Below are 14262 nucleotides of genomic sequence, written 5' to 3'. Positions count from 1 at the left end.
GGTTTTCGAGAAGTCGCTGAGAAGGAACTTATACTTACTGTGGCATTAACAACTCTTGTCTAAGAGATTCGGGAGACTATACACTGAGATGAACAAATAGCGAACATTTTTTTCACCCTCTTTCCTTCTCTTTTATGTAGACATCTCAAAGACCGTATTTATAGTACGGGAAACCAATGACGTTACCCAAACACTAGAACAAGAAAAACATATAAACCGGTTTATAAAACACATATTTACACCGCCACTCAATCACGTTTCTTTCAACATTTTCATCGATGGAAAGTGCTTCATCATCACACTCGAATGTAACACAAGCGTCTCTACATTGATAAAAGTTCGATGATAATCCCAACTTCTTGAAACCCATCGCAGTTTTTACATGAGTAAATGATAAGTTTCACATTCTTTTGACTATTCCTATGTCCACGTGATGCCAGACTTTAAAGACATATTAGATATACACCCTAATCCCTGTGTGATTCACATCGACTTCGTACCTAAGTATGCAAATAATGCGTTTGCGAAGTTTAGTGGCATGTCGAATGCAGAAGAGGTGCTGAACCTAGAAACGATTAAGGTCTTGTTCGAAGAGTCTCACTGGCCAGAAGCGCTGCGACGTTATCAGCACGCCATCGAAACGGGTACACCAACAACACCTCAAGTCATCAACCACACTGACTTGAAAGGTAATCCTATGATTGCCGAGATCACTGATACTGTGATCGATTGGTTCGGGCAAAAAGCCATGTGCACGTTTGTCAGCGTGGTCACTGACCAAGTTTTTCGCGAACGTACTTTAAGAGACATGGCAAATCGCGATGATCTGACCAACCTGTACAATCGCCGCTATTTATTTGATTTATTCAATAATCGCAATACCACTCCTCAACGCCATCAGTATCTTGCCATGGTCGACATTGATCATTTTAAACGGATCAATGATACCTTTGGTCACCCTGTTGGTGATCTTGTGTTGAAGCAGTTGGCACGGATCATTGAGGAATTCACGAGACCCGATGAATGTGCGTTTCGCTTAGGCGGAGAAGAGTTTGCGCTCTTGATGTGGGAAGACAACGAAAACGAGTTAACGCTAAGACTCGAGGAGTTACGACAAAGCGTTGAAACGCTCATGGTGCGTGTGAGCTATCCAAACCGGCAACCTTTGGCGATTAATTGCACAATATCGATTGGTGCAACAGAAGTCAGTCAATTAGAAGGCTTTCTTTCGGCCAGCCTTCGTGCAGATAAGTGTTTATATCAGGCTAAAGAGCGTGGTCGTAACCGAGTAGTCACTCACGAAAATCACGATGATAATACATCACCAAACAGCTAATACGCTTCACGCAAAGATTGAGATGTTAGCTTGCTACGCAGAGAGGCTTTGGTTGTGCGGCTTTGCTTGAGAGTGCTTGGGTAACAACGCGATTGCGTCCACCCTCTTTGGCTCTGTACATCAATTGATCAGCGTGATGCATTAAGATGTCTAGCGAACAATCTGTCTTTTGAGTATCGATCAACAACGCTCCTATTGAAGCGGTGACATGCAAACCAACTTCATGTTGGGATGCGCTTGGGATAAGCCGACGATGAATATATTCCATCAACACATCAAGCTGACGCTGGTTCTCTACTTCTAACAGCAAACAAAACTCTTCACCACCTAGACGAGCGATAGCAACACCTTCTGTTAACGTATGTTTGAAAGCCTTGCCTAGACTCACTAGCACTTCATCACCTTTCAGGTGGCCTAGCTTGTCATTTATTTTTTTAAAGTAATCGAGATCTATCATCAATAAAGCCAGTTGCTGATGCTTCATCAATTTCCTGACCTGTTTGCTCTCAAATTTACGCTCTAAACCACGACGATTGAGCAGGCCAGTAAGCGAATCCGTAAATGCATATTCTTCTAATGTCTTGTTTAGCGCTTTTAAGTCCCTCGTTTTACGCCGCACAATCTGACGTAACAGAAAAATGTAACTCAGGGCCACAATCGCGAAGACAGTCAAAACTGATGGAAGTACCCAATTTGGGATTGTGAACACTTGCTTGGTGTTAAGCCATTTTTGCTCGATACGCGCCACTTCAACCTCAGGCATCTTGCCAATGCCTGAGATAATTTCATCATGCAGCGCCTGATCGCCCTCAGAAACCGCGGCATAAATCATATTGGTATATAAAGATTCAATGGGTACAAAGCGATGTAAGTCAGGGTCTTGTGATAAATAGTAGGTGGCCACTTGTGTATCAAGGACCATTCGGGTTATTTCACCATTTAACGCAGATTCAATGAGCTTTGCATTGTTGTTGAAACTGATAACCGAGGCTTCAGGGTAATGATATTTGATGTACTCTTCTTCATAACCGCCGCGCACAACACCAACTTCCATGCCAGGCAAAATCCCTTTAATTTTCAGTTCATCACTGTCATTAAGCACATAGAGAGACGACGAAATTTCAAACAAGGGTAAGGTGTAATCTAAATAATGATCTCGGGATGAGGAGTAGAGCAACCCCGCATGCACTTTTCTCCCTGGCTCAGTCATGTGCTCTAAGGATTGGTTCCAGTCCGACAGGACAAACTGAATGGGTACATTATTGACTTCACCGTACACTCGCCAGTAATCGACTAATAAACCTTTGGGCTTACCATTTTCAACAAATGCAAACGGCTTCCAGCTGTGGGAATTAACCACAGTTAGCGTTCTATCGTCGAAGGCAGACATGGCATTGCTGGAAAAAAAAGCAGCGCAAAGCAACGTGATGAAAAGTATTCCAGCGGCGGGTTGATGCAAAAGCATATGTGTCATGAAGCCAAGTCAAAAATTACTTAACTCATTGTGGCAAAGTTGTGTTCACCTCCCTACCTCGATAGCTCGCTGTATCACAATATCGAGAAGTCACTCGATTTGTGAATGAAAACTAATGAGATTCGACAAGCTCAGTACGGATATTGTTGCTAAGTTTCATATAAAAACAGCTCAAATTACGCGTATTGTTACCCATTGTTGCGCAATTTCCCTCTTGAAACGCCGCGATTAAAGGCTCTCCGCTGAATCGATGCCAGATAGTGATCTACCTCTTTTTATGTGGTAAATTTACGGCCGTTGAGATCGGCCTAATACTTGTATCATTTGGTTGGGAAATGGAATGAAGGTGGGAAATACTCTTTATCCATTGCCTGCGATCAAATTTCCGCCACGTAATGCATGTATACTGTGTCCGCTTTCATGGATGAGTTGTGTTGTCCAAGCGATTCCCGCCGTTTGGACAACACAATTATAGTGTCATGAATCTGTATTAACGCTGTAAGAGCAGCGGTGCAATCTGACTGCTCACCACGTCTCTGTTTGTTGTTTTATTACAGACATCAAGCACTAATGAACGTAATTACAGCCAAAATTGTCCCTTGGTTAAAAGCTCGACCGGAGAGAACCCTACATGAAAAAGACCAAAATCGTTTGTACGATTGGACCGAAAACTGAATCAGTAGAAATGCTGACCAAGCTAGCTGACGCTGGCATGAACGTAATGCGTCTAAACTTCTCACACGGTAACTTCGACGAACACGGTACGCGTATCGCAAACCTTCGTGAAGTCATGAAGAACACGGGTAAGCAACTAGCAATCCTACTGGATACTAAAGGCCCTGAGATCCGCACTATCAAACTAGAAGGCGGCAACGACGTTGCTCTAGTAGCGGGCCAAACGTTCACTTTCACTACTGACGCATCAGTAGTAGGTAACTCAGAGCGTGTTGCTGTGACTTACACTGGTCTTTCTCAAGACCTAAACGCTGGCAACATCATCCTTGTTGATGATGGTCTGATCGAAATGGAAGTACTAGAAACCACAGAAACTGAAGTTATCTGTAAAGTACTTAACAATGGCGATCTGGGCGAAAACAAAGGCGTTAACCTACCAGGCGTTTCAGTTAACCTTCCAGCACTGTCTGAAAAAGACAAGAGCGACCTAGTATTTGGTTGTGAGCAAGGCGTTGACTTCGTTGCGGCTTCTTTCATCCGTAAAGCGTCTGACGTTAAAGAAATTCGTGAAATTCTGGCTGCTAACGGCGGCGAGAGCATCCAAATCATCTCGAAGATCGAAAACCAAGAAGGTGTAGATAACTTCGACGAGATCCTTGAACTGTCTGACGGCATCATGGTTGCTCGTGGTGACCTAGGTGTTGAGATCCCTGCAGAAGAAGTTATCTTCGCGCAGAAGATGATGATCGAGAAATGTAACCGTGCACGTAAAGTTGTAATCACTGCAACTCAAATGCTGGATTCAATGATCAAGAACCCACGTCCAACTCGCGCAGAAGCGGGCGACGTTGCGAACGCAATCATGGATGGCACCGATGCAGTCATGCTTTCTGGTGAAACTGCTAAGGGTAAATACCCAATCGAAGCGGTTACCATCATGGCGCAAATCGCTAAGCGTACTGATTCAGTACTGAAAGCTGAGCTGGGTTCACGCCTAGACAGCGCTCGTCTACGCATTACTGAAGCAGTATGTAAAGGCGCAGTAGACACTGCTGAGAAGCTAGGTGCTCCACTGATCGTTGTTGCAACTGAAGCGGGTAAGTCTGCACGTTCTGTACGTAAATACTTCCCAACTGCAAACATCATTGCAGTAACCACCAACGAGAAAACTGCTGCACAACTTTGCCTAAGCAAAGGCATTACGCCAGTAGTTGTTAACCAATTCGAAAGCACTGACGAGTTCTACCGTCAGGGTAAAGAAATCGCGCTAGAATCAGGTCTAGGCACGAAAGGTGACATCGTTGTTATGGTTTCTGGCGCATTGGTTGCTTCAGGTACTACTAACACTTCTTCTGTACACGTTCTGTAATAGACGTTTACTGAAGCTGAAAAAGGAGCCGATAGGCTCCTTTTTTTATGCCTGCGGAAAAGTGGGGAGAGAGCGGTCCTAGGACCGCTCTCTCCCTGCTCTTCAGCCACAAAAAAACCGACAGCGTTTCCACCATCGGTTTCTAATTTAAGTTGCTTTCTGTATTAAGCAGTGGCTACGCGTTTACTGACGCAATGCGCGCTCTCCACGAGCAATACCAACAACACCACTTCGTGCGACTTCAATGATGTCTGTGACGTCTTTCATTGCAGAGATGAAGGCATCAATCTTTTCACTCGTACCCGCTAATTGAACAGTGTAGAGCGAGTTAGTGACATCAACTATCTGTCCACGGAAGATATCAGCAGTACGCTTCACTTCTGCGCGTGCAAAGCCCGATGCCTTCACTTTGACCATCGCCAGTTCACGTTCAATATGCTCTGACTCCGTCACATTGCTGACTTTCAATACGTCGATCAGCTTGTGAAGATGCTTTTCAATTTGCTCACGCTCAGACTCTCTTACCACAGTGGTGGTAATGTTAAGGCGAGATAGCGTTGGATCATCAGTCGGCGAAACCGTCAAAGATTCGATGTTATAGCCGCGCTGAGAAAACAAACCAACAACTCGGGACAATGCGCCTGGTTCGTTCTCCATCAAAACCGATAAAATACTGCGCATTATGTTCTCTCCGTCTTGCTCAACCACATTTCATTCATCGCACCGCCTCGAACCAGCATCGGGTATACGTGCTCGGTTTCATCAACGCTGATATCAAAGAAGACTAATTTGTCTTTCATCGCCAATCCACGCGCCAGCTCACTTTCCAGTTCAGCGGGGTCGTTGATACGGATACCTACATGACCATAGGCTTCTGCAATTGCAGCGAAATCAGGCACAGAATCCATGTACGATTGTGAGTGACGACCTTGATAAATCATGTCTTGCCACTGCTTCACCATACCGAGGAAGCGGTTGTTTAGGTTGATAATCTTGACGGGAATGTCGTATTGCAATGCCGTCGACAGCTCCTGAATGTTCATCTGGATACTGCCATCACCAGTGACACAAATGACTTCAGCATCTGGGAGCGCGAACTTCACGCCCATGGCTGCTGGAAGACCAAAGCCCATGGTGCCAAGACCACCGGAGTTGATCCAGCGACGTGGCTTATCAAATGGGTAATACAGCGCCGCAAACATTTGGTGCTGACCAACATCGGATGCGACGTACGCATCGCCATTCGTCAGCTTATAGACGGCTTCAACAGCCTGTTGCGGCTTAATGCGATCATTATTGGTTTCATACGCCAGACATTTGCGATCACGCCAAACGTTGATGTTGCTCCACCACGCTTCAAGCGCCGCAGCATCGTTCGTGCCGCCCTGTTCGGTCAGGATCTTAAGCATGGTGTTAAGTACTGCATCTGCCGAACCAACAATTGGAATATCCACCGAGACTGTTTTTGAAATACTCGATGGATCAATATCGATATGCATGATCTTGGCATTCGGACAGTATTTTTCGACGTTATTGGTCGTCCTGTCATCAAAGCGGACACCGATACCAAAAATAAGGTCGGAATTGTGCATGGTCATGTTGGCTTCATAGGTGCCGTGCATGCCAAGCATACCCAGTGCTTTGTCACCCGTACTCGGATAAGCACCTAGGCCCATCAGCGTACTGATAACGGGAATATTTAACGTGTCTGCCAGTGTTTTGATTTGCTCGCCACACTCAGAGATGATGGCGCCGCCACCCACGTACAGTACCGGCTTTTTCGCTTCAAGCAGCGCTTTCAGGCCACGCTTTATTTGTCCTTTGTGACCCGTCGTTGTCGGGTTGTAAGAACGCATGGATATGCTTTCTGGGTACTCATAAGGGTATTTGTTCGCTGGGTTCAGCATATCCTTTGGCAAATCGACAACCACAGGGCCGGGACGACCAGTCGATGCCAGATAAAAGGCTTTTTTGATGACTGTTGGAATGTCTTCGGTGTTTTTCACCAAAAAACTGTGTTTTACCACTGGGCGGGAGATACCCACCATGTCACATTCTTGGAAAGCGTCATTACCAATCAGGTTACTCATTACCTGACCAGATAAAACCACCATAGGAACGGAGTCGTAATACGCGGTAGCAATACCGGTAATGGCGTTAGTTGCGCCAGGACCTGATGTCACCAATACCACGCCGACTTCGCCAGTTGCACGGGCATAACCATCTGCCATGTGAACGGCTGCTTGCTCGTGACGTACGAGCACGTGTTCGATGTCACTTTTCTCATGCAGTGCATCATAGATATCCAACACTGATCCGCCCGGATACCCAAATATATGTTTTACGCCCTGGTCGATCATTGAACGAACGACCATGTCGGCTCCTGATAACATTTCCACTATATGCCTCCATGTATGCATAGTATTAGGACTTATTTGTAGCCTAGTGATGGATGCCAACGTGACGTCTTAACTGCTGCCATCCATGCCAGCTATGCCTTTGATTCCGGTCGTAACAAGAATCAAAACAGCTACACTCGAACCCTCTTAAAAACCATGCTCAAAAGCTATGTTTTTGAGGCTGCTCAAGCACCACCAACTTTAACGCTTTGTTAGCAAATCTGTCTATTGGATAACCTATATTTACATGAAAACTCTATTTGATTACGTTTTCATCACCAAAGACTCTACAAAGGCCCATCAATACAGAATCAAAAACCAAAAAAATCAACCCTCGCGGGATTTACTGTTTAGTAGTCGAGAAAATACAGCGTACTGAAAGGTCTTTTTTTGCTGTGTTGGGACGAAAATATGGCTAGATTGGCCGGAAAGTGAAATTTCTCGATTTTTATATCAGCTTTGAGACACACAAAAGAAGCTGCACATCGCCTATCTATATCGTACCGCATACTCCCTTTACTTTGCGCCCACTCCAACATCAGGACGTAAAAAAAACGCAGAGGAGAAACCTCTGCGTTTTTGTGTTTTCCGCTCAACGCCACGTCGTATTGACGCGATTAAGAATGCTTCTTATACATTGATTCGATTTGTTTTTTATAGCGTTCCAGAATCACTTTGCGACGCAATTTAAGCGTTGGTGTTAGTTCACCGTTTGTCATCGAAAACTCTGACGGCAGCAAGGTGAATTTCTTCACTTGTTCAAACTTCGCGAGCTCTTTTTGTAACTCAGTGATACGTTTTTCAAACATTTCGACGACGTCACTGTGTTTAATCAAATCCATACGGTCATGGTATTTAATATTGAGCTCTTTCGCCCAACCTTCCAGTGTTTCAAAACAAGGAACAACCAACGCAGACACAAAGTGACGAGCATCAGCAACCACGGCGATTTGTTCAATAAAGTGGTCTTTACCCAATTTACCTTCAATCACCTGTGGGGCGATGTATTTACCGCCTGATGTCTTCATCAGTTCTTTGATGCGATCAGTGATAAACAAGTTACCCTTAGCGTCAATATGGCCGGCATCTCCGGTTTTTAGGAAACCATCTTCGGTGAAGGTTTCAGCCGTCTCTTTGGCTTTGTTGTAATACCCGCGCATCACCATTGGGCCACGCACAAGAATTTCATTATTCTTACCTATTTTGACTTCCGCACCCGGCATAGCAATACCGATGGAGTCAGGGTCAAACGTGGCATTATCCCAGCAAGAGACGGTCGCGGTGGTTTCGGTCATGCCGTAACCCAATTTGACATTAATGCCGATAGCGTGGAAAAAACGGCCAATCGCGGGCTCAAGCTTTGCGCCGCCACAAGGCATCATTTTGATCTGACCACCCAATAACTGGCGAAGCTTGCTCAAGACTAGCTTGTCTGCCATTCGGTAAGCCGCTTGAAGCGCAGCTGAAGGCTTCTTGCCCTGCTGAAGAGTTGTCGCCATTTTATTGCCGATAGCGACGGCTGCATGGAACATGCCCTTTTTCACCGGGTTTGCTGTGGCAACTTTCTCATGAACTGCGCTGTAGATTTTCTCGTAGAAACGTGGAACTGCACACATCACTGTCGGTTTCACCTCTTGCAAGGCTTCACGCACCATATGGGTGTTGGACAAGTAGCAGTTGGTCGCGCCGTTGTGCAGCACAAACAAGCTCCAGCAACGCTCAAACACGTGCGAGAGCGGCAGGAACGCCAATGACACTTCGTTTTCTGAAATCGACAACACTTTGTCGTGGCTTTCTAGTTGGGCAGCGAAATTCGCATAATCCAACATCACGCCTTTTGGCTCACCCGTTGTTCCAGAGGTGTAGATCAATGTCGTCAAGTCAGACATCGACGCTTCTGAGATACGCGTTTGAAGCTCATGCTCAACATTGTCATTGCCAAGTTTCATGAAGGCGTCGAAGCTCATTCCCATTGAATGACCTGCAAAGTCCACACTTTCGTTAAAACTAATGATGTGCTCAAGCGACGGACACTGCGCCGCAATCAACATTGCAGCGTCTGCGTGGGCTTGGTCGCCAACAAATAATACGCGCACACCTGCATCTTTCAGAATATAGGCGGTTTGATCTGCAGTATTGGTTGGGTAGATAGGAACGGGTACACAGCGAATTTGCAGTGCTGCCATGTCCGCGATCGTCCACTCAGGGCAGTTGTTCGCAAAAATACCAATCTTGTCCTGCACAGCGAGTCCAGAAACAAGCATGGCACGCGAAACATCATCGATGCGCTGACCAAACTGACGCCAACTGATATCGCCCCAACCCTTCCCTGTTTGGAAACGCAATGCGGTTTTGTCTCCCTGAGCTTTTACTTGCTCACGAATACGATTAACGATATGAAATTTCAGCGCCATTTAATTCTCTCTCAGCACATCTTTTGCCTCGCTTAAACATTTAGCAAGACATCGAAAATATGAGCTAACACCTGTAAGCTCAAACTAGACCTGCAGTGTAATGACTCCCCCATCAATTACAAGAAAAAGCACCATCAAAACGGCTAAAAATCACTCAATGAGGATTTAGAACAGCGTTCATTTGAGAGTACACCTGTTCTCTCAATCGGCGCATAAGATGTAACAAGACGTATCAAAATAATGAAGGTAAACGGCAGACAATAAAAAAGCCGACTCGACGTCGGCTTTGGCGGATAAACTTGTCACGTCAACAAAGGGACCTTAAACCAGAGAGTTGCCACAAATCGACAGCAATTGATCTCGCATCCACAGGTGACCTTTGTCTTTTTCTGCTGAGGCATGCCAGCTCAAGTAACCGCTAATACGGTTAGCCTCAAGCGGTAAAGGAAGCATTTTAAGTTGAGTATTGGTTTGGCCTGACTCCACCATCCAGCGCGGCGCAACGGCAACCAACTCAGACTGGCTCACCACATACAAAATGTTGCTCAAGCTAACACCTTGGTAGGCTTCACGGTATCGACCATCGCGATAGAAACCTTCTGCATAACTCAGCATCTGCCCGTTGTGTTTCAATACAGCATGAGATTCGTTGAGCAATGCCTTCGCCGTAATGCTCTCACCCAGTCGTGGATGGTTGTTATTAACGACCACGACCAACTCATCGTTGAACATTTCGGTGCTGCAGAAACCTGCTTCACCAAAACGCATGTAATCAATCACGAAATCCACTTCTTGGTAACGAAGCTTGCGTGAGATATCGCGGTCAAACTCGGTTTCCACCTGTACATTGACAGTCGGTGCAACACGGCGAATTGAATTTAGGATCTGCGGGACAAAGCGCATATCTGAAGGGCTGCAAATCGCCAAACGAAAGCTGCGATTGCTCGTCTCAGGCATAAACACAGAGGTCGGCAGTTCGTTTTTGATCAATTGAATAGCTTGACGGATAGGACCGAATAACTGGCGTGCACGTTGAGTGGGTTTGATGCCGCGTCCATTACGAACAAACAGTTCATCATTAAACATCACTTTCAAGCGAGCAACGGCATTACTTACGGCGGGTTGGGACATGCCTAAACTTTGTGCCGCACGGGTAATATTCTGTTCTTGCATAACCGCATCAAACACTGTGATGAGATTAAGATCGACACTTCTCAGTGTCGTATCTGCACGGTTTTCCGAATTATTGGTCGACTCTATATGTGTCATAACTAAACCTTGAACAGGGGAATCTATGTGCAGAACTTTCTTTATCATTACCAACGCCACTGCCAATAAGGGGAAATCAACATCATGGTGCACCCGTGCATGTCGAGTGCGGCAGTTCGAATCGCTAAGATAAAATGTCAAACACGCGTTCATGCCCTAAATGGTGGAGCATTCACTAACATGAATTGAACACACCGTGAGCAGGACACAAAATTAGTAACATGAGTGACGAAGCAGACCCCAGTAAATTGTTATAAAAACATGTTCAAGGAATACGTGAAAAACATAAAAATCAAAAAAATTAAACCCAAAATAACAAAGCCTTACATATAAAAATCACACCAAAATACCTTGTTGTTTACTCATTCACGCGATCAATGCTGCTTGGCTTTTTTATTTGATATTACAGAAAGGCGCATGTTGAACATGGCATGTTTTCGCTGATGATTTGGCCAGAAATCGGACAATAATTCATTTACATGCTCAGGAAAAACCACCTGAGACCATAACTCCTGATGAAGCAACGGTAACGAACTCATATCTCTTTTAGCTAGCCACTGCGCAAGTGCTTTAGCAACATCTGGGTAAGAAACGCGTTGGCACTCTGAACAACTCAACCATTGTTTTATGACATCAACGTTTAATGTCTCCATGGTGTTGGCCAGCCCAAGCATGTCTAAGGTCGCCACATTGCTTAACTGCTCAAATTGTCCCGCAAGTGGTTTGAGTAAGAGCTTCTTGCCCAGCGATAACGCTTCTGATGGCAGCTCAAATCCGCCGTTAGCAATCACCCCCTCACAGGCCATCAAGGCATCTTGAAATGCCGCTTTACTCAATGGACGAATACTCACATTCTTGGCTCGTGTCACTTGCTGGCAATCCGGATGAAAACAGATGAAAGGTATATTTATGGGTTGCAAGACGCTCAATATCTCTTCTAACCGCTCAAAGGGGAGATACACCAAAATGGCACCATTTGATGATACCGACGCAATCGGCGCGAGATCGATAATGGGAGGTAAAACAGACTGATTGAAGTGATACCAGTGTAGTCCGATACTATGCTGCGTCGGCGCAAAATAGCGCATGATGACCTTGTCCAACATATTCTGGCCTTGCTTAGGCACATCGTACTTAAACGCAGATTGATGGCTAATTGATAGCGAAGGCACGCCTTGTCGTTTTGCCGCATAGGCTGTTATGGGCTCAAAATCTGAAATCACCAAATCATACTGGCAGGCATCTAATGCCTTCACTTCTTGAGTAACGTGCCAGATATTGTTGTTGAGCACGGTTTTGACACGGTCAATCTTTCCTGCATAGCTGTAAAAGGTAAAACCTCGACGCACCATGTAGTCACCAAACACTGCCATGTCGAAATATTCAGATTCAGGGCGACCTGAAAACAGAAACTGCACATCGACACTTGGGATTTCAGCTAATGCTTTTGCCATCGCTCGTGCTCTGGAAATATGTCCGTTGCCCGTTCCTTGGACGCCATAAAGAATTTTCATCACTGCTCTCTATATTGTGTCTGATTGTTACTTCTCACACTGCATTCAAACGTACTCGGATAAACGCAACACCAGTGACGCACAACCAAGCCCCAGTAAGGCACCAACCAACACATCTGATACATAGTGGACACCCAAAAGCACACGTGACGCACCAATACATGCAGCCCATGACCAATAAACAGCACTGTATTCGGGGTAGAAATGACTGAGCACAGTGGCCATAACAAACGCTGCAGATGTGTGCCCAGAAGGCATGCTGTAAAGGTCGGAAGGCACAATAAACGCAGGAAGGTGTTGTGGCCTTGCACGTCGAAAAACACGCTTTAGCCCCATGAAAATAGGTAACTCAATGGCAAAAGCCTGCAAACCGCAGATGAGAAAAGACACGCCTTTATCTCCTGCAGTCAGCGCCAGTAAGGCACCAATCGCGAGATATAAGTGCCCATCTCCGCTTTTCGATACCCAACGAAATACCCGTGCAATATCTGCACTAAATCGATGGCTTAAACAAAGGGTGGATACGGCCTGATCCACCCTTTGTAGGGCTACTAGACTGCGCATTCATCAACTCCATTTATTGACGTGACAACATCAGAATAGAATTGAGCAGTGACAGTCCGGTTACGGTTTGCAGACGACTTGATGAATTTTATGAATGTGCAGATAGAGGAGACGACGAACCTCTAAGAAAGCTCGTCGTCTGTATTTTAATTCAAACGCTCATGTCGTTTCACTTTGCCGAAATCCGCCAAGATCGCGTAAGCGGCGGGGATCATAAACAACACCAGCATGGTGGAAGCAAAAATACCGAACACGATGGAAATCACCAGCGGTTTAACGACTTGCGCTTGAAGACTGGTTTCCAACATCAGCGGTAACAGACCAGCTGCGGTAGTCAGTGAGGTTAAGAACACGGCGCGGAAACGTTCCTGACTGGCGCGTACAACAGCATCGTAGATGTCTTCACCTTCATCAAGATGGTGACGAATGTATTGCACCAACAAGATGGAGTCATTGACCACCACGCCAGCCAGTGACACAAAACCGAGCATGCTTGGCATACTCAATGGGTGGCCGAGTAACCAATGCCCCCAAATCACGCCAACCAGCGCCAGTGGGATCGCCAGCAAAACAACAAATGGTTCTAAATAGCTTCGGAATTGGTAACTCAAAATCACGAAGATCCCGAACAGCCCCATCGCAAACCCTATCGCCATTGATTGCTGCGTTTCTGCCGCGTCTTGGCTTTGGCCTTCAAACAGCACTCTCAGCCCTGGATACTGTTTTTTCAGCTCAGGCACTAACTCGACCTTCAGCTGAGCGAGCACATCGCCAATGCTGACCTGACTTTGTATCACGTCGCCATACACACTCAGTGTTCGTAGGCCATTAATGCGTTGAATACGCACATAGTTACGTTGATAGTTCAATTCTGCCACCGTCGACAATGGCACTTGGCTACCATCAATCAGAACTATCGGGAAATTCGCCAGCCCTTGTAAGCTGCTCGCGTCCCCTTTATCGAGCCTGACATCAATTTCGATACTTTCAGGGCCGACCTGAATTTCATCTGCAGTTTGCCCGAAATAGGCAGAGCGAAGCTGGCGCGCAATCATTTGACCATTGATACCAAAGGCTTCTGCTCCGGGACGTAATGTGATTTTGACTTCTTCTTTGCCGGGGCGCATGTCATCAAGCACGCCGGACACACCCTCAAACTGGGCGATAAATTGCTGGATCTCCACGGAAGCTTGTTTCAGCTCATCCAAGTTATCGTGCTGCAATCGGATATCAAAATCCCGCCCACCC

At 45.9% G+C, this 14262-nt stretch carries 10 protein-coding genes; 2 read left to right on the top strand and 8 right to left on the bottom strand.

What is annotated here, in order from left to right; translation table 11 throughout:
- Positions 1 to 433: 433 nt before the first annotated feature.
- On the top strand, positions 434 to 1336 hold the full coding sequence (locus L4D06_RS19605) for a sensor domain-containing diguanylate cyclase (RefSeq protein WP_429740806.1): 903 nt from the start codon (positions 434 to 436) through the stop codon (positions 1334 to 1336).
- A gap of 25 nt (positions 1337 to 1361) precedes the next feature.
- Here the strand turns inward: L4D06_RS19605 and L4D06_RS19600 are convergent, their stop codons facing one another.
- Entirely contained in the window at positions 1362 to 2810 is a 1449-nt protein-coding gene (locus tag L4D06_RS19600) for a sensor domain-containing diguanylate cyclase (protein WP_274164749.1), read from the bottom strand.
- A 631-nt stretch (positions 2811 to 3441) separates the two neighbouring features.
- Here L4D06_RS19600 and pykF point away from each other — a divergent pair.
- A complete protein-coding gene (gene pykF / locus L4D06_RS19595) occupies positions 3442 to 4854 on the top strand; it encodes a pyruvate kinase PykF (RefSeq protein ID WP_274164748.1) in 1413 nt (470 codons plus the stop codon).
- Positions 4855 to 5037: 183 nt separating this feature from the next.
- Here pykF and ilvN read toward each other — a convergent pair whose 3' ends face one another.
- The 7 genes from ilvN to L4D06_RS19560 form a co-directional block, all read right to left on the bottom strand.
- On the bottom strand, positions 5038 to 5535 hold the full coding sequence (gene ilvN, locus L4D06_RS19590; RefSeq protein ID WP_274164747.1) for an acetolactate synthase small subunit: 498 nt from the start codon (positions 5533 to 5535) through the stop codon (positions 5038 to 5040).
- Positions 5535 to 7253, bottom strand: a complete 1719-nt coding sequence (locus L4D06_RS19585; RefSeq protein WP_429740803.1) for an acetolactate synthase 3 large subunit — start codon at positions 7251 to 7253, stop codon at positions 5535 to 5537. The genes ilvN and L4D06_RS19585 overlap by 1 nt, the downstream gene beginning before the upstream one ends.
- A gap of 617 nt (positions 7254 to 7870) precedes the next feature.
- On the bottom strand, positions 7871 to 9667 hold the full coding sequence (locus tag L4D06_RS19580) for an AMP-dependent synthetase/ligase (protein WP_429740801.1): 1797 nt from the start codon (positions 9665 to 9667) through the stop codon (positions 7871 to 7873).
- 321 nt (positions 9668 to 9988) lie between these two features.
- On the bottom strand, positions 9989 to 10936 hold the full coding sequence (gene leuO / locus L4D06_RS19575; RefSeq protein ID WP_274164744.1) for a transcriptional regulator LeuO: 948 nt from the start codon (positions 10934 to 10936) through the stop codon (positions 9989 to 9991).
- A gap of 374 nt (positions 10937 to 11310) precedes the next feature.
- Positions 11311 to 12450: an MJ1255/VC2487 family glycosyltransferase gene (locus tag L4D06_RS19570; RefSeq protein ID WP_429740799.1), complete on the bottom strand. Its 1140-nt coding sequence runs from the start codon at positions 12448 to 12450 to the stop codon at positions 11311 to 11313.
- A gap of 45 nt (positions 12451 to 12495) precedes the next feature.
- The gene (locus L4D06_RS19565; RefSeq protein ID WP_429740797.1) at positions 12496 to 13014 is read right to left on the bottom strand and encodes a phosphatase PAP2 family protein; all 519 of its coding nucleotides are present in this window, start codon (positions 13012 to 13014) and stop codon (positions 12496 to 12498) included.
- Positions 13015 to 13160: 146 nt separating this feature from the next.
- A partial coding sequence (locus L4D06_RS19560) for an efflux RND transporter permease subunit (protein WP_429740795.1) occupies positions 13161 to 14262 on the bottom strand: 1102 nt, incomplete at its 5' end.

Source organism: Enterovibrio makurazakiensis (genome assembly GCF_050336585.1).
GTDB lineage: Bacteria > Pseudomonadota > Gammaproteobacteria > Enterobacterales > Vibrionaceae > Enterovibrio > Enterovibrio gelatinilyticus.
The sequence above is the reverse complement of the archived record's forward strand: the minus strand, read 5'-3'. Positions and strand labels throughout refer to the sequence as shown.